Source organism: Deltaproteobacteria bacterium (assembly GCA_005879535.1).
Classification (GTDB): domain Bacteria; phylum Myxococcota; class Myxococcia; order Myxococcales; family 40CM-4-68-19; genus 40CM-4-68-19.
This window is the reverse complement of the sequence record VBKI01000092.1, coordinates 9,870-25,876: the sequence shown is the minus strand read 5'-3', so window position 1 is coordinate 25,876 and position 16,007 is coordinate 9,870. Positions and strand designations below refer to the sequence as shown.

The following is a 16,007-nucleotide window of genomic DNA, read 5'->3' as shown; positions in this document are numbered from 1 at the left end:
GCGCCGGCGGGTGGACATGGTGTGATCGGTGGCCGTGACGGCCACCGATCCGCATCGCGCGATCGACGCGGTCTGGCGGATCGAGTCGGCCAGGCTGATCGCCGGTCTCGCGCGCATGGTCCGCGACGTCGGCCTCGCGGAGGAGCTCGCCCAGGAGGCGCTGGTCGCCGCGCTCGAGCGATGGCCGGAGTCGGGCGTCCCGGAGAACCCGGGCGCCTGGCTGATGACGGCGGCGAAGAACCGCGCGATCGACCTTCTCCGCCGCAGGAAGCTGCTCGAGCGCAAGCAGGAGGAGGTCGGCCGGGAAGTCGAGGGAGAAGTGGAGACGCCGGATCTCGATGCCGCGATCGACGACGGGGTCGGCGATGATCTTCTCGGGCTCGTCTTCATCGCCTGCCACCCGATCCTTTCCCCGGAGGCGAGGGTCGCGCTCACGCTCCGGCTGCTCGGAGGCCTCACCACGGAAGAGATCTCGCGCGCTTTCCTCGTGCCGGAAACGACGGTGGCCCAACGGATCGTGAGGGCAAAGAGGACGCTGGCCGAGGCGCGCGTACCCTTCGAGGTTCCCCGGGGCGCCGACCTCGCCGCCCGCCTCTCCTCCGTGCTCGAGGTCATCTACCTCGTGTTCAACGAGGGCTATTCGGCGACCGCGGGCGACGACTGGACCCGACCGGAGCTCTGCCAGGACGCGCTTCGCCTGGGCCGCATCCTCGCCGGCCTCCTTCCCGAGGAACCGGAGGTCCACGCCCTCGCGGCGCTGATGGAGATCCAGGCGTCGCGACTGCGCGCGAGGGTCGGTCCGTCGGGAGAGCCGGTTCTGCTGCTCGATCAGAACCGGGCGCTCTGGGATCAGCTCCTGATCCAACGCGGTCTCACGGCCCTGGATCGCGCCGAGAAGCTCGGTGGCGCGCGCGGTCCTTATGCGCTGCAGGCCGCCGTTGCCGCCTGCCACGGGCGAGCCCGCACCGCGGCGGAGACAGACTGGTCGCGGATCGCCTCGCTGTACGAGGCGCTCCTCCAAGTGACTCCATCACCGATCATCGAGCTGAACCGTGCCGTTGCAGTCTCCATGGCCTCCGGTCCGGCAGCGGGCCTGGAGCTCGTCGACGAGCTCCTTTCGGAGCGCTCGCTGCAGGGCTACCACCTGCTGCCGAGCGTGCGCGGCGACCTGCTCGCCAAGCTCGGCCGACTGGAGGAGGCGCGCACGGAGTTCGAGCGCGCTGCCTCGCTGACGAAAAACGCGCGCGAGCGCGCGCTACTCCTCGAACGCGCCGCGAAGTGCGCGACGGACAGCCCTGCTCCGCGCCCACCTCAAGGGGCCGCCCGAAGCTGACGCGCCTTCGCCACCAGCCCGGCGATAGGCGCCGGCGCACTCGCTTGCGCGGCATCGCACGCCTGAACGCGGTCGTGCGCCTGGAGCCGGGTGAGCGCCGCGCAGCGGTCCAGCAACGCGAACGGATCGCCGGGCGAGGTGCGCTCGAAGCGATCGATTTCCCCAAGGAGCTCGAGCAGCGCGCTGCGGTCGAGCTTCTCCACGGCGCCGACGATCGCCCCGTAGGGCCTAAAGCGGCGGTACTCCAGCGCCTCGCGCATTGCAGCGAACCGCGCAACGTCGCGGCGGACGAAGACCTCGCTCGCCTCGTCCCAGTACACCAAGGCCCACTGCGGGCCGTCCAGCAGTCGATAGCCTCCAAGCCGCTCGGGAACGCGAGTGGCGATTGCCCATTCACATCCCATGCTTCCCAGATAGGCCTGGAACCCGCGGCGCGACTGTTCCGCTTCTTGGAGCGCGCGCCAGGCCTCGTCGGGGATCGCCTGCACGCGGGAATCGACGAAGGCGGGTACACCCGACCGCGCCATCTCCAGATAGCCGCCATCGCGAAAAGCGTTGAAGCCCGATCTGGAGATGCCGTGATCGTCGAGAAACTTCGCCGCGCGCACCGGCAGCAGCGACGCGTTCCAGGAAGGCGAGATGCGCAGGGAGAGGGCAGTCCGATCGAGGCGCAGCGAGAAGCCCGCGAGGATTGCAGCGGCGAGCGCGGCAGGCGCGAGCAGCCGGCGCGGGATCCGCGCGAGCGCCCAGGCGAGCGTCGGCGCCCAGACGATGTGTGCTTCCGCGACCATGCGGAGGGCGCGCAAACCGAGCGCGGCGAACACGACGTTCGCCACCAGCAGGGCCGGCCGTTCGCGCCTGCGCTGCACTGCGAAGAGGAGCGCGAGGGGGAGCAGCGCGTAAAAGGCCGGGCGTGCGGCAAAGGATGGCGGCTCGAATTCCCGAAGCTGGATTACATCGCTGACGTGGAGCAAATGCTCGAGCAGGTACCTGGCGTTGAAGAGCATGCCCGGGTTCGCCAGCAGCGCCGCCGCCGCCGCCGCGGCGAGCCACAGCTCGACGCCTCGGCGCGACCGGGTCCACGCCTCGAGGCATTCGAGCCCGAGCACGAAGGCCGCGAAAGCGGCGCCTGAATGCAGATTGCCGCCGAGCGCCACGAGCGCGACGCAGACAGCGCGAGCGCGCGTGCTTCGGGGACCGAGAGCGAGGACGCCGGCGAGCAGCGCCCAGCTCGCGACGTGGGGGCGGGGAACCAGCCGCGGAACGAGCAGCAGCGCGACGCCGGGGACGATCCACGGCGCCGTCTCGCAGGCGAATGAGAGAGCGAAGCACGTGAGCGCGAGAAAGGCGAAGACCAGGACCTGCAGGCCGGCCGCCGTGCCTGCGCCGGCGCAGAGCACGTCGAAGACCCACGAGGTCGGATACCAGGGGTGGTCTCCCCATTTCCAGGAGAGGGCGTTGGTGCGCGGGAACGCCCCATGAAGGATGAGGCGGCCGACTGCCACGTGCCAGCCCGCATCGCTGTCGCTCAGGGCGGCGAAACAGAACGGTCCCGCAAGCGCCAACGCGCAGACGAGCGGAAGTGTGAGCTTCCGCACTGCTGGATAGCAACTCGTTGTCTCCCGACCTGGTTCCAACCTCGCGCTGGAGAGTTTGCTCGGGTTCATCAACGCGCTATCTGCTCGAGGAGAGCACTCTCCCGGTGGAGTCCGATCCCGCTTCGCCTGAATCGGGGCGCGGAGGCGGAGTCCATGCTTCGGCTGCCGCATATCCGTCTTTGATCCGGCGATCCCAATCGAGCAGGTCGCGCTTCAGCTCGGCTGCACGCTGGGGAAAAATACCGGCGAGATTCGTCGTCTCCTTCGGGTCGCGGCCAAGGTCGAACAGCTCGTCCGGACGCCGTCCGAAGTGATGGATGAATTTCTCGTCGCCCCGCACCCAGCTGAGGCACGTGTCTGGATCGTAGCAAGCCGCGCGGATCGGCACCTGCGGATGAGGGACCATGAGGGAACTGCCCTGGAAGTGCCCCGACTTCACGGCGAAACCGAGGAGCCCGAGCACCGTGGGCGCGATGTCGAGCTGCGTGGACGGATCGGCGCGCACTCCGGGCCGTACCAGGGTGCCCGTGGGATCATGCAGCAACAGCGGGACTCGCAGCGCCTCCTCGTAAGGCACGTCGTTGTGGGTGCGCCTGCTGTGCTCGCCGAAAGCCTCGCCGTGGTCGGCGACGACGACAAAGAGAGTGTTCCGGTACAGTCCCGCTGCCTTGTACTCATCGAAGAGCGCCCGCAGAAAGAAGTCGTCAGCCCGAAGGGCGTTGAGATAACAATTCAGCTCCGGATCGTCCGAATACCGCTGTGGTCCATGCCTGGTCAGCAGTGCGCACCGATAGTGCGCGTTTACGGTGAGGTACGTGGCAAGAAACGGCTTCGAGCGCTCTTGCGCTTCGAGCCATCGGCGGGTCGGCGCCAGCATCGAATCGTCCTCGTAGCCGAGATAGTTGGCCTGCTCGAACCCTTCGTGGCCGAAGCTCGAGGGGCCGATGAAGTCGTGATACCCCATCGAGAAGATCACGAACGTGCGGTGCTCGACGCGCTCGTCCGCGGTCTGGAAATACACCGTGCTGAACCCGTGATCGCGCAGGAGATTGGGCAGGCAGTGGGTCGCGATTCCGTGAGTGAACTTCGGCGGGCGGATCCGGTGCTGGGGTTCGAAACCGCATAGGATCGCCCGCAGGGCGCGACCGGTGTGGGTCTGCACGGTGTAGAAGCGGTCGAAGCGCACGCTGCTCTTCGCAAGCTCGGCGAGGAAGGGCGCGTCCTGCAGCGACGCATTCCACGGCGTCAGCGATTCCGCGCGCGCCGACTCGAGGATGACGATGACGACGTTGCGCAGCGCGCCGGGCGCGGATATCGGTCCGATCGTGACCGGCTCATCGTCCAGGGTGCTCTGCGCGGAATGCGGGGCCCTGCGACTCGGATGAAAAGTTGCGATGACGTTGAGCACGGGGTCGCGGATGGTGGCCCGGTCGATGGCTTGCGAGGTGTGGGTCAGCAGGCCTGCGGCGGCCAGGGGAAGACTGGCGATCATCGATGTTGCAAAAAGTGCGCGCCGCCATCGCGGCTGCGTCGGAGGGGGAGAGGCGGCGGCGCCCCGTGCCCACGGCCGGTCTGCGATCCACGGCAGGACCGCGACGGCCGCCGCGGCCGAGATCATGCTTCCCAGAAGCAATGGCGACAGCGAGTGAACGGCCAGCACGGCGACTTCTCTCATGCGCCCGGCCGAAAATGCGACCAGCGGATAATCGAGCGTGCTGCCGGTGTTGAGAAAGTAGGCGTGGCCAGCCGTTTCCAGTACGGCGATGAGGACGGCCAGCGCCTGGACACTCCACGCGGCGAGCTTGCGCACCGGGCGGGTCTGCCAGAAGCCCGTTACCCCGAAGGCGAAGAGTGCAAACCCGCCCTGGAAAAGAAGGGTGGAGCCCATGAACGCCAGCGCGTCGGTAAAAGACACGTGCGTGGCATCGTGGAACAGCTCCAGGGGCCGCAGGAACAGACGCGCAAGCTGCAGCGCGACACCGTAGATGAAGACGATGGCTGCGACGAGGGTCGTGCGTGTTCCCGCATCGGTCGAGGCGAATCCGCGCGGCACGTCGTCGGAGGGCCGGACAGTGTGCGCCGAGGCTACCAACGGTAGGACGCTCCCGCTGTCGCGGACGCGGACCGCGTGAACGTTGCCCCTGCTTGCGACGTCTGCGATCGCACCAGTGCGTCTGCGCTGGTCTCGGTTCCATTCGCCTGGCGCAGCGCCACCGATGTGCCGGCGAATTGCGTGCTCCGCGGAGAAAGCTGCAACTCGGCCCCGAGCGCGAGATTGTCGGTGACGTTCCAATCGGCTCCGCCGGTGAAGAGGGTCACGATGCTGCCGCTCTCCCGGAATTGGCCTCGCTGCGAGGCCGGGGTCCGTCCTTGCAGGGTCAGGTTTCCGCCGAGGTTCAACGACCATTGACTCGACAAATCGATGGTGCCACTCAACGAATCGGTGAAGCTGCTCGAACGCGGATTTGCTGGCGTAGGCTGGATGGTGTTGACGATCGCCTCTTCGCGAACGCTGTTGGCGCTCGCCGCAGTCGCCGCCGCGAGCAGGATGCAGCAGGGCCGCAGGCGCATCCTGCGACGGTAGATCGCCGTGGAGGCGGAAACCAAAATTAATCGCGACGGCACCGTGCGGGCATACGCGCAACCTACCTACAGATGCCCGAGTCTGGAGCTTGACCGCCTCCCACGAATCGCGGGTCATCCTCCGGAGCCGGCCACGAGGCCGACCAAGAAGGGACTGACGATGCGCAAGATCCTGTTCGGCAGGATCGAGCCGCGCACGACGCCACCGCCGTCGCAGCGGACAAGGCTAAACTCGCCAGCGACCTCACGACCCTGAAGGACGACTTGAAGCAGGAGCAGGCGGACAAGAAGCAGCGGCGCGCGGATCGCCGCGAGCTGAGCGCCGACCGGCGCGCGGATCGGCGCGAGGACCGCAGGGAGCGTCTCCGGCACAAGTAAGTCGCTGAGATCGGCACCGTCTCGGCGGCCGGTCGTCGCGCCGGCCGCCGAGATGTCCTGATAGTCCTCTACGAGGTGCTGATGGAGGTGTCGCCTTCGCCGATCGTCGAGCTGAACCGCGTCCGTGGCCGTAGCGCATTTCTGTCCGTCGAGCGACAATGCAAGGTGGGGAAGCGTTGCCCAGAGGAGGTATTTGCCGTGCCCGACACCCATCCCGGCGGCTGCCACTGCGGCGCCGTGCGCTATCGAGTCGACATCGATCTCTCGAAGCCCGTCACCCAGTGCAACTGCTCCATCTGCTCGCGCACCGGCACGCTGCTTTCGTTCGTGCCCGCCGGCGCCTTCACGCTGGAGAAGGGGGAAGAGTCGCTGACCGACTACCAGTTCAACAGGAAGAACATCCATCACCTGTTCTGCAAGGTCTGCGGCGTCCGCTCGTTCGCGCGCGGCAAGGGGCCTGTCGGACCGATGGTGGCCATCAATACCCGCTGCCTCGATGACGTCGACGCCACGACGCTCAACGTGCAGCACTTCGACGGCAAGAGCAGGTAGGCCGACTCACGCGGCCCCGCCGAGCCCGCCCGACCTTCACCAGGGCCCGCGCCATGCGGCGCCGCCTGGCCGGCGCGGAAACCGTACAATGGGATGCGACGCGTCACGCTTCGCCGACGCACTGCGCCTGGAATACGGAGCGGACAAGTGCGTTGTGAGGCGACCACGGAGGAAGCAATGCGATCACGTCTTCTGCCTGCATTCGGTCTCACGGTGCTCGCCGCTTGCGCGGGGCGTGCTCCGACGCCCGACGGCGCGTCGCGATCCAGCCCGGGACTCGCGGAGCAGGTAGTCGCAGCCCCGGATCGCACCGAGCGCGATCGCTCGATGGATTCACACCGCAAGCCGGCTCCCATGCTCACGTTCTTCGGCCTCGCTCCGGGGATGCGCGTGGCCGAGCTGGGCGCCGGGGGTGGCTATTCCACGGAGCTGTTCGCCCGGTCGGTGGGGCCGAGCGGCGTCGTCTACGCGCAGGACACCCCGAACTGGGACGGACCCGGGCTGCAGAAAGCCTGGGAGATGCGGCTGGGACGGCCAGCCCTGCAGAACACGAAACACTTCATGCGCCAGTGGGACGATCCGCTTCCACCGGAGGCGAAGGACCTCGACGCAGTCTACTCGGTCGCTGTCTATCACGACGCGATCGCTGAAAAGGGAGATACCGGCAAGATGAACCAGGCCGTCTTCGCGGCGCTGAAGCGCGGCGGCGTCTACGCGATCGTCGACAACAGCGCGAAGGCAGGCAGCGGCTCCACCGACGCTGAACGTCTTCATCGCATCGACGAACAAGTGGTGCGCGACCAGGTGCAACAGGCAGGGTTCAGGCTCGTGGCGGAGGACCGCTTCCTGCGCAATCCCGACGACCCACGCGACTGGAACGCCGACTCCGGCGTGAACAAGACGCACACCCAGGACCGGTTCGCGCTCAAGTTCGTGAAGCCGTAAAGCGCAGCCAGAATCTTGCCCTCCCGGCGGGGTCGCGTGAAATGGCGGCAGGTCGCATGCCGATTCAAGGCATCGACGGACGGCGTCACAGGGCGGAGAAGCTTTAGCCGTCCGCGCTCAGCGCGCGTCGCCGAGGATGAGCCAGAAGTCACCGAACTCGTGGGAGAGATATCCCCTCTCCTCGGCATGCGCGCTCGCACGCGCCAGGACGTCCTCCGGCGCGAACGCGCGCAGCAGCGCGTAATGGCTGGCGCCCTTCTCATGAACGCCCGTGAGCAGCCCGTCGACCACGCGCGGCTGATAACCCGGTCCGAGGAGAAGATCCGTTTCTCCGGAGCAGGCCCGAAGCATGCCGCCATTCACCGAGGCGGCTCCCTCCAATGCCCGGACGACGCTGGTGCCTATGGCCACCACGCGGCCGCGGTGCTCGCGGGCATCGGCGACCGCGCCGACCGTCGCCTCGGGGATCTCGAAGCGCTCCGACATCGGCAGCGCAGCGTCGATCGCGGCGTCGCCCGTGGCAGAAAGGCCCGCGCCGTGCGTGATCGAGGCGAGCCGGATGCCGCGCCGGCGCAGCGCGAGCAGCAGTTCCCAGCGCAGCGCCCGTCCCGCTGACGGCATCTCCGCCGCCCAGGGACGCGATGCATAGCCGAGTTGGACGTGCCAGAGCTCCAGAGGAGCCGCCGCATGCGAGTACTGTACCGGTCGCCCAATGCGATAGAGGGCGGACCAGAGCGCCGCGCCGGTGCGATCGAACCGCAACTCGACGAGCCTCGGCGACAATCGCGCCACGCGCTCGATCTGCGCGGAAAGCTCGGCGAAATCGATCCTGCTTCCCGCGGCGAGGACCGGCGGCGGCAAGCGGTGCTCGGTCGGCGTCCGCCAGTCCGCTCCGTCGAAGAGAACGGCGCGAAACGCGCCGCTCGGAAGCTCGAGCAGAATGCGGACCTCGACAGGCGTTCCATCCGCAGCGCGCCCGCGCAACGAGCCCGGAAGCGTCGCGGCGTCGTTGACCACGAGGACATCGCCGGGCCGCAGAAATGACGGCAGGTCCACGATGCGCGCGTCGCGGAGCGCTCCCGTCCGCGAATCGACGTGCAAGAGCCGCTCGAGCAGTGCGTCCTCGCGCGGCCATCGCGCCGGGATCACGGTGTCACCACCAGTCGCGAGCCGCTCTCGATGCGGTCGGAGTCCACGATCATCCGGGCAATCCGCCGGGCCACGTCGAGCGGGCGCGCCAGCGTTGCGCGATTCGCCTCGGGGACCGCCGCGGCGTGCATGTCGGTGTCCATCTCCCCCGGATCGACGGAGAAGAAGCGGACCTCGGGCAGCTCCACCGCCCAGGAGCGGTTCAGGTGATCGAGCGCCGCTTTCGATACGCCGTAGGCGCCCCACCGCGGGTAGGCGGCGACCGCCGCATCGGAGCTGACGTGCACGACCAGCCCCGACCCCCGCAGCGCCATCGCGCCGGCAATCACGCGGGTGAGCCGGAACGGGCCGATCAGGTTCGTCTCCAGCACGGCGCCGAGATCTTCGCATTCGGTGTCGAGCAGGAGCCGCAACGGGGTCGGACCCAGGGTGCTGGCGTTATGGATGAGGACGTCGATCGGCCCGACGACCGCTGCCGCCGCGCCGGCAATCGCGTGGATCGCGCGCTTGTCGCCCATGTCAGCCGGAAGCGCGTGCGCATCGCCGCCCTGCGCGCGAATCCGCGCCGCCACCGCCTCCAGCTCCGTGGCGCCTCGGGCCACCAGCGCCACCCGCGCGCCCAGGCTCGCCATTTCTCCCGCCAGCGCTGCTCCGAGCCCTTTGCTGGCTCCCGTAATCAACGCTCCTCGTCCTCTCAGCTCCATGGCAGCAGCTTAACCGTCCCTGCTGCCAGAATGTCGGCCGGGACAATCTGTTGGCAGAACGCTATTCTGTTGGCATGGACATGGATTCCCTCGCGGGCCATCTCGCCGCGAACGTGCGCCAGCTGCGGGACGGTCGCCGCATGACGCAGCAGCAGATGGCGCGCCTGTCGGGCCTTCCGCGCGCCACCTGGTCGAACCTCGAATCGGGCAGCGCGAATCCGACCCTGGCGGTGCTCCATCGCGTCGCCGACGCCCTGCAGGTGTCTCTCGAAGAGCTTCTTGTGGCGCCGCGCACGGCGTCGCGCTTCCATCCGCGCGGCTCGCTTCCGCAACGGACACGAAGCGACGTGACGGTCCGTCAGCTCCTGCCCGATCCCATCCCCGGCAGTGAAATCGGCAGGATGGAGTTCCCTCCGCTGGCGCGCCTCACCGGCATCCCGCACACGCCTGGGACGCGGGAGTATCTGACCTGCGAGTCGGGACGCATCGAGCTCGTCGTCGCGGGCGAGAAGTGGCTGCTCGAGCCCGGCGACGTGGTGTCGTTCCGCGCGGACCAACGCCACTCCTACGCCAACCCGGCGCGCACGTCCGCGGTCGGTTACTCGGTCGTGCTGCTCGCGCCCCTCGGCGCGCGCTGAACACCGCGCGGCGTCAAGCGGCGCCGCGCCATGCCTCGAGCTTCGGCAGAAGACCGATCTGTCGCCGGGCTTCCTCCAGGCCGAGCGGCATCAGCGGCCAATGGTTCCATTGGTGCGTCACGTCGACCCGGCACACGGGCTGCTGAACAGAGCCGCGATCGATGCGAGCTGGACCAGTCTCTTGCGACGGTTCGCGCCGTCCACCCGGGCCTCTTCTCGCCAGGCTGCAATGGCCCGCTGGGGTTCAGCGCCGTTCGCAAGACCCTGAAGACGCCGTCCAACTCGTCGGCCGAGAAAACGTCGATATCCATCTTCGAACCTCCAGCAGCGGCTCAATCCACGTTTCGTGCCAGGAGCTCGTCCGGAGGTGACCGCGGCCCGGGGAGGAGATTCGTTGCCGGCTTTTCCGGCACGTCGGATTCCATTCCCGGCGCCATCGGGCCGGAAGAAATTTCGGTGCGGCTGGTCCGTTCAAGACCTGCGCACTCCAGACGCACAGGCGCGCATCGGAGACGAACCATGAGGCGGATCGCGATCTTCGCGCTGCTCGCTGCGGCTCCCTCCACGGCGCAGAACACCTTCCGCGGGAACAACGCGCACACCGGGGTCTACCAGGGGGCCGGACCGAAGCAGCTCGGAGAAGTGAAGTGGGCGTTCAAGGCCGGCGGGCCGATCGTGACCTCTCCGGCCATCGCCGACGGCGTGGTGTACTTCGGGGCGATGGACGGGCACCTCCATGCGGTCGTCCAGGACACCGGCCAGGAGAAGTGGAAGTTCAAGTCGCGGATGCCCATCGCTTCGTCCCCGGCGGTCGCGGGTGGGATGGTCTACTTCGTCTCCTCGGCGGGGTCCCTCGCGGCAATCGACGTCGCCAGCGGCCAACCGAAGTGGGTCCTCCCCGCCGAGTTCGAGCGCAAGTTCGAGGCGAAGAACCTGCACGGCTACCCCTCCGCGGCACAGACCATTCCGGATGCTTGGGATCTCTTCACCTCCTCACCGGCCGTCGCGAACGGCAAGGTCTACTTCGGGAGCGGAGACGGGAACGTCTACGCGGCCGACGCGCAGACCGGCGTGTTGCAATGGAAGTTCGCCACCGGCGACGTCGTCCACTCCTCGCCCGCAGTGGTCGAACGCACGGTCTACATCGGCAGCTGGGACAGCCACCTCTACGCGATCGACGCGGAATCGGGCCAACAGCGGTGGACGTTCAAGGGCGGCGAGGACAACACCATCCACAATCAGGTCGGGTTCCAGTCGTCGCCCGCAGTCGTGGACGGCACCGTGTACGTCGGGTGCCGCGACGCGCATGTCTACGCAATCGACGCCGCGACCGGCAAGAAGCGGTGGGACTACCCGACCAGCAAGTCCTGGGTCATCGGAACACCCGCCGTGCGCGACGGCACCGTCTATGTCGGAACCTCGGACAGCTCGCGCCTGATGGCGCTCGATGCGAGGACTGGCCGGCTCCGGTTCAACTTCGACGCCAAGTCGTACATGTTCTCCTCTCCTGCCTTGGCGGGAGAGCTGGCGTACGCCGGCGATCACAACGGCAAGCTCTACGCCGTCGACGCGAAGACCGGAAAGCTGGCATGGGAATTCCAGACCGAGGCGTCCAAGCGCGATCCGCTCAAGGTGCTGAACGCCGACGGCAGTCTCAACAAGCAGGCGTTCGCCCCCATCTTCGGCGACTTCCAGGACATGTACGTGGACACCTACCGATTCATCTCCATCGGGGCGATCGTGTCGTCCCCGGTGGTCGATCGCGGCGTCGTGTACTTCGGCTCGATGGACGGCAACCTCTACGCACTTCAGTAATGCTCCTCGTACCGGGCTTTCGTTCAGGCGCTTCTGAAGCTCGAATCCCATGGCGTCGGCCCCGAAGTCATGGCCAGACGGTGTATCGCGCCCTGACGGTGCGCATTCCGAAGCGCCGCTACCCCGTGGGTCCCAAGTCGAGACTTCTTCCATTCTTGTTCACGACGCTGCCCGCGCACGGTCCCATCGAAGGTGGCTGCCCCGGCGCCGCTGCCACAAGCGAACAACGCGAGCGCGCATGGCATCGCAATCGACTTGCCCATCATAGATTGTTGTACCACCAGATCCGTTCTAGTTGATTCGGGAGAGATTGCATTGGGCGCGCTCGGCGTAGCGTTCCGGATTATCGCCCCATTCAAGATGAGCTCATTGGCGACGAAAGAGGGCGCGGTCAGTGCCAGAATCCGAGCGACAAGAGCGTGTTGCCGTAACGCCGCGCGCCGTCTCCCGCGAGAGAAAGCCGCAGCCTGTAGCTCGAGCCCCAGAGCGAGAACGACCAGAAGCGTACGTCGAGCCCGACCGTCAGGTGAAGCCGTCCTTCGACGTCGTCGAAGCGAGGCGGCTCCCAATACGCGCCTCCGCGAATCCGGAGCCTGCCCGGGACCCACTCGTGCTCTGCGCCGAGCCGGACCGAGACGGTCGTGCTCTGGCCTGATCGCTGTAGCCGCTTCTCGAGGAACGCTTCCAGGCCGGAGCCACCTGCGACCGGACCGTCGAGGATGACGTCAGCGGCGAGGATGGTGCTGCTCTCGTCGCGGAAATCGGCCGAGACGCGCCGGTTCCAGGGCGTCGGACCGAAGCGCCACGCGAGGCCTGCCCCAGCCGACCAGGGAAATTCGACGCGCTCCGGGAGGATGTAGCCGGCGCAGTTGTTGGGATCGCAGGCAGCTGGTTCGATGCGTGGCTTCATCGCCGGACGGAAACTGACGCCCACGCGGAGGTTCCGTTCGCGCGGCTGCCACAGTCCGCCGGTCTCGACGGACCAGTCTGCGGCGTTCACCAGCTCGACCCCGCTGGGTGGCAACCGGAGCGTGAACCCGCCCGCAACAAGGCTCGCGCCAGCGACGATGTCACCGTCCATGAAGGAACGGGCGAGCGTGAGGCGCCAGATCGCCGCGGAAAGCGAAGCCGTCGTCCCGCCGGGTGGGGTGAAGTCGCGGATCTCGGCGGTCACAGAGACCGCGGCGCCCCAGGCTCCCAGCATTCCGACCAGGCCGGCGTTCAGCGCTCCAGTCTTGCCGCTGAACTGATCCTGCGACGTGCCGTTGTTGTCGAAGTCGACTCCCAGCCCCGGCGTGTACGCGTCCAGCAGAAAGTCCCAGTAGAACCAGCTGGAAGCCGTGGCGGGCCGCGACGCTGCCGCGGCGGGATTGACAAGCAGCCCCGTCGCGCCCTCCGCAGTCGCAAGCGACACGCCGCCCATTCCGACGACGCGATAGTCGGCGATTGCCGCGCCTCGAAATGCATCGATGGCGTAGTTGCGATCCGTGATTGGGCCATCGGCGTGGGCGGGGTGCGCGACGGCGAGGAGCAGGAGGGCCAGGCCGCCCAGGCGGATCACTCGCCGACGTTACCACCCGCCAGAGGGACCGAAAGTTATTGGCGCAACCGGCACCGTACGTCGCGTTTCTCGGCACCGGGTGTCTGCGTTTCCGGCCAGGACGAACAGGGCGCAGCCCCGATCCGGGCAGAACGTCGTTCCCGGTCGACACGGTCCGACCCATCGCTTGCAGGAGGCGATGTCATGGACACGATTGGGGCGCTGAAGCAGGTGATGATGTTCAAGGACGTCGCGGATCCTGTGCTGCACATCGTGGCGAAGGCAGCAGAGGGGGTCACAATCCCCGCCGGCGAGACCATCGGCGAAGCGCAGTTCATCGATGGCGAGCCCGCGGGCGGGACCGTGACCGCGGTCGAGCGCGTCGATCTGCTCGTGATCCGATCCGAGAAACTGACCGACGCGCTCGCTGGCCATCCGGAGGCCGGATACGAGTTCTATCGCGCAATCGCAAGGTCGCTCGCGGGCCGTTTGCGCCGCGCCGTCTCGATGCTCGCGTTCGCCAGGGAACGCGGAGTCGCAAGATGAGCACGCTGCCTGCAACTACTGATGTCGTGATCGTCGGGGCTGGGCCCACAGGACTTGCCCTGGCCTGCATTCTCGCCGCTAAACGCGTCTCCTTCGTTCTCATCGACCGCCTTGCCGAGGGTGCCAACACCTCGCGCGCCGCCGTGGTGCACGCCCGAACGCTCGAAGTCCTGGAGGAACTGGAGGTCACCGACCGGCTCTGCTCCCAAGGCCACATCGTGCCCCGGTTCACACTTCGGGACCGCGACCATGTGCTGGCCACGATACCCTTCGATCGGTTGCCCACCCGATACGCCCATACCCTGATGATTCCGCAGAATGTCACCGAGGCGATCCTCCTGGACCGGCTGCGCGAGTTGGGCGGCGACGTGCACCGGCCATACGCGGTCCACGACCTGCGGCAAGACGCCGAGGGTGTCTTCGTGACGGTCGCTTCCGAGGAACACGGGCCGCAGACGATCCGTGCCCGATACCTCGTGGGTGCCGACGGCATGCACAGCACAGTGCGCGAGCGCGCCGGCATCGGTTTCACCGGGGACTCATACGCGGAGTCGTTCGTGCTCGCTGATGTCCGGATGAGTTGGCCACAGCGCACCGACGAAGTGATGCTGTTCGTTTCTCCCGAGGGGTTCGTGATGGTGGCGCCGTTGCCGGGCGGACGCCACCGGATTGTGGCGACCGTGGATGACGCGCCTGAGCATCCCGACATGATCGACGTGCAATCCCTCCTGGACGCGCGGGGGCCAGTGACCGGGGCGGCCCGGGTCCACGAAATCGTGTGGAGCTCCCGGTTCCGGGTCCATCACCGACTCGCCGATCGCTACCCAGCGGATCCTGCTCGCCGGAGACGCGGCACACGTCCGCAGCCCGGCCGGCGGGCAAGGCATGAACACCGGTATCCAGGACGCGGTCGCGCTGGGTCATACACTGACCGCGGTGCTTGGCGGACAGGCTCACGAAAGCCAGCTCGACGAATACGAGCGTACGCGCCGCCCGATTGCGGACCGCGTCGTGGCCCTCACCGACCGGATGACGCGGATGGCGACGCTGCGCAACCGCCGTAGCCGGACGATCCGCAACGCCATGATCAGGATGATCGGCCGGATCCCAGCAGTACGTCGCTGGGTCGCCACTGAGCTGGCAGGGTTGCGCAACCGATAAGAGCGCCGTCTATAGGCGAAACTACCCCGCCTCGACGAGCGCTGCGAGTTTCGCGAGTGACGACCGCCAGCCAGCCTCGTTGTCAGCCGCCGGCACCCCAGGCGGTAGCCCGTCGTGCACGGCGACGAGATCGGTGCCGCCGTCCGCATCGGTGAGCGCGAGCGTAATCGTCATCTCGCCCTGCAGCGCCGGATCCGTCGTCTCGAACTCGACTACTTCGACGACCTGCTCGTTCTTCACCAGCTTCACGAAGCGGCCGTGGAACGTGTCGGTCTGCGCGGTCGTCTTGCCGGTTCCCGTCGGCGCGTCGTACGTGAGCGAGATCCGGAACGAGCCACCTTCGCGAGCGTCGAACGCATGCACCTGGCTGCTCATGCCGGTCGGCACCATCCACGTCGCGACCGCGCGCGAGTCGAGAAGCGCGCGATAGACGGCCGCGCGGGGCGCGTTCACGCGGCGACTGATGCGCGTCGAGCCCACGCCCAACCACTAGCACGTGCGGCATCGCCCGGGTGTCGGAAATCCATCAGCTGGTTCGGTTGAACGCGGCCGCGACGGTGCAGCCATTTTCCGCGTTCACATCTTCAGGCGGCGGGGGCGGAATGAGGGGGCTCACTCGGATTGGGATGCTGATCTTCGTATCCGTCGCGTGCGCTTGCTCGCCCGGTCATGTGCCGCAACAACTCTCCGGAACGCCCGACGCGGGCGGGTCGAGCGCGGATCCCGGACCGGCCTCGACGCCGCCGCCTGTCAGCGACGCAGGTCCGACTTCCCCGGAAAACCCGTTTCGCGAAATGGCGCCAATCAAGTTGGCCGAAGGTCCGGTGACGGGCTTCGATGTGGCGCCCGACAGGCGGCACGTACTCTTCTCAGGCGTGCTCCACTGGTACGACATCTGCCGCTCTCGCTCAACGGGTACGGCGCACTGTCGGTGGGAACAACGAGCGGGGACATACCGGTCGACCTGACGGTGAACGCGGTGAAATCCTCGTTCTCGTCGACGGGGGGACACCTCGCGTTCATCTCCGCCGGCAACGGGGAGTACTGGAACGCGTGCTCCGGGAG

General features: G+C 67.5%; 12 protein-coding genes and 1 pseudogene. 7 read left to right on the top strand and 6 right to left on the bottom strand.

Features of this window, described 5'->3' with window-relative positions; genetic code table 11:
* Window positions 1-34: 34 nt before the first annotated feature.
* A complete protein-coding gene (locus E6J58_22145) occupies window positions 35-1,333 on the top strand; it encodes an RNA polymerase sigma factor (protein TMB32852.1) in 1,299 nt (432 codons plus the stop codon).
* Here E6J58_22145 and E6J58_22140 read toward each other — a convergent pair.
* On the bottom strand, window positions 1,312-2,931 hold the full coding sequence (locus E6J58_22140; GenBank protein TMB32836.1) for a hypothetical protein: 1,620 nt from the start codon (window positions 2,929-2,931) through the stop codon (window positions 1,312-1,314). The two genes, E6J58_22145 and E6J58_22140, sit on opposite strands and share 22 nt — an antisense overlap.
* Before the next feature lie 76 nt (window positions 2,932-3,007).
* Window positions 3,008-5,632: an LTA synthase family protein gene (locus tag E6J58_22135; protein TMB32835.1), complete on the bottom strand. Its 2,625-nt coding sequence runs from the start codon at window positions 5,630-5,632 to the stop codon at window positions 3,008-3,010.
* A gap of 341 nt (window positions 5,633-5,973) precedes the next feature.
* On the opposite strand from E6J58_22135, the gene E6J58_22130 reads away from it, so the two are divergent.
* Both E6J58_22130 and E6J58_22125 read left to right on the top strand, forming a co-directional pair.
* Window positions 5,974-6,444 carry a GFA family protein gene (locus tag E6J58_22130; GenBank protein TMB32834.1) on the top strand — a complete coding sequence of 157 codons (471 nt, stop codon included), beginning with the start codon at window positions 5,974-5,976 and terminating at the stop codon, window positions 6,442-6,444.
* Between the two features lie 177 nt (window positions 6,445-6,621).
* Window positions 6,622-7,389 (top strand): class I SAM-dependent methyltransferase, encoded by a 768-nt coding sequence (locus E6J58_22125; protein ID TMB32833.1) that lies wholly within the window; start codon window positions 6,622-6,624, stop codon window positions 7,387-7,389.
* Between the two features lie 117 nt (window positions 7,390-7,506).
* Here the strand turns inward: E6J58_22125 and E6J58_22120 are convergent, their stop codons facing one another.
* Together E6J58_22120 and E6J58_22115 are read right to left on the bottom strand one after the other, a co-directional pair.
* On the bottom strand, window positions 7,507-8,538 hold the full coding sequence (locus E6J58_22120; GenBank protein TMB32832.1) for an S-adenosylmethionine tRNA ribosyltransferase: 1,032 nt from the start codon (window positions 8,536-8,538) through the stop codon (window positions 7,507-7,509).
* Complete coding sequence (locus E6J58_22115; protein TMB32831.1) at window positions 8,535-9,242, bottom strand: SDR family oxidoreductase; 708 nt, start codon at window positions 9,240-9,242, stop codon at window positions 8,535-8,537. The genes E6J58_22120 and E6J58_22115 overlap by 4 nt, the downstream gene beginning before the upstream one ends.
* A gap of 74 nt (window positions 9,243-9,316) precedes the next feature.
* Between E6J58_22115 and E6J58_22110 the strand changes: the two genes are divergently transcribed.
* Together E6J58_22110 and E6J58_22105 are read left to right on the top strand one after the other, a co-directional pair.
* Complete coding sequence (locus tag E6J58_22110; GenBank protein ID TMB32830.1) at window positions 9,317-9,880, top strand: helix-turn-helix domain-containing protein; 564 nt, start codon at window positions 9,317-9,319, stop codon at window positions 9,878-9,880.
* A gap of 519 nt (window positions 9,881-10,399) precedes the next feature.
* Window positions 10,400-11,695 carry a PQQ-like beta-propeller repeat protein gene (locus E6J58_22105; protein TMB32829.1) on the top strand — a complete coding sequence of 432 codons (1,296 nt, stop codon included), beginning with the start codon at window positions 10,400-10,402 and terminating at the stop codon, window positions 11,693-11,695.
* 391 nt (window positions 11,696-12,086) lie between these two features.
* Here the strand turns inward: E6J58_22105 and E6J58_22100 are convergent, their stop codons facing one another.
* Window positions 12,087-13,256 carry a hypothetical protein gene (locus tag E6J58_22100; GenBank protein ID TMB32828.1) on the bottom strand — a complete coding sequence of 390 codons (1,170 nt, stop codon included), beginning with the start codon at window positions 13,254-13,256 and terminating at the stop codon, window positions 12,087-12,089.
* Window positions 13,257-13,439: 183 nt separating this feature from the next.
* Between E6J58_22100 and E6J58_22095 the strand changes: the two genes are divergently transcribed.
* Window positions 13,440-13,781, top strand: a complete 342-nt coding sequence (locus E6J58_22095; GenBank protein ID TMB32827.1) for a hypothetical protein — start codon at window positions 13,440-13,442, stop codon at window positions 13,779-13,781.
* A pseudogene (locus E6J58_22090) lies at window positions 13,778-14,942 on the top strand (pentachlorophenol monooxygenase). The gene E6J58_22095 and the pseudogene E6J58_22090 overlap by 4 nt, the downstream one beginning before the upstream one ends.
* A 21-nt stretch (window positions 14,943-14,963) precedes the next feature.
* Here the strand turns inward: E6J58_22090 and E6J58_22085 are convergent.
* Window positions 14,964-15,422, bottom strand: a complete 459-nt coding sequence (locus E6J58_22085) for an activator of HSP90 ATPase (protein TMB32826.1) — start codon at window positions 15,420-15,422, stop codon at window positions 14,964-14,966.
* Between the last annotated feature and the right edge of the window lie 585 nt (window positions 15,423-16,007).

What these genes read in the sequence shown, in the direction of transcription:
- E6J58_22135 (TMB32835.1), bottom strand. Translation starts at nt 5,632, where the DNA reads ATGACCCGCGATTCGTGGGAGGCGGTCAAGCTCCAGACTCGGGCATCT.
- E6J58_22130 (TMB32834.1), top strand. Translation starts at nt 5,974, where the DNA reads ATGGAGGTGTCGCCTTCGCCGATCGTCGAGCTGAACCGCGTCCGTGGC.
- E6J58_22125 (TMB32833.1), top strand. Translation starts at nt 6,622, where the DNA reads ATGCGATCACGTCTTCTGCCTGCATTCGGTCTCACGGTGCTCGCCGCT.
- E6J58_22115 (TMB32831.1), bottom strand. Translation starts at nt 9,242, where the DNA reads ATGGAGCTGAGAGGACGAGGAGCGTTGATTACGGGAGCCAGCAAAGGG.
- E6J58_22110 (TMB32830.1), top strand. Translation starts at nt 9,317, where the DNA reads ATGGACATGGATTCCCTCGCGGGCCATCTCGCCGCGAACGTGCGCCAG.
- E6J58_22105 (TMB32829.1), top strand. Translation starts at nt 10,400, where the DNA reads ATGAGGCGGATCGCGATCTTCGCGCTGCTCGCTGCGGCTCCCTCCACG.
- E6J58_22095 (TMB32827.1), top strand. Translation starts at nt 13,440, where the DNA reads ATGGACACGATTGGGGCGCTGAAGCAGGTGATGATGTTCAAGGACGTC.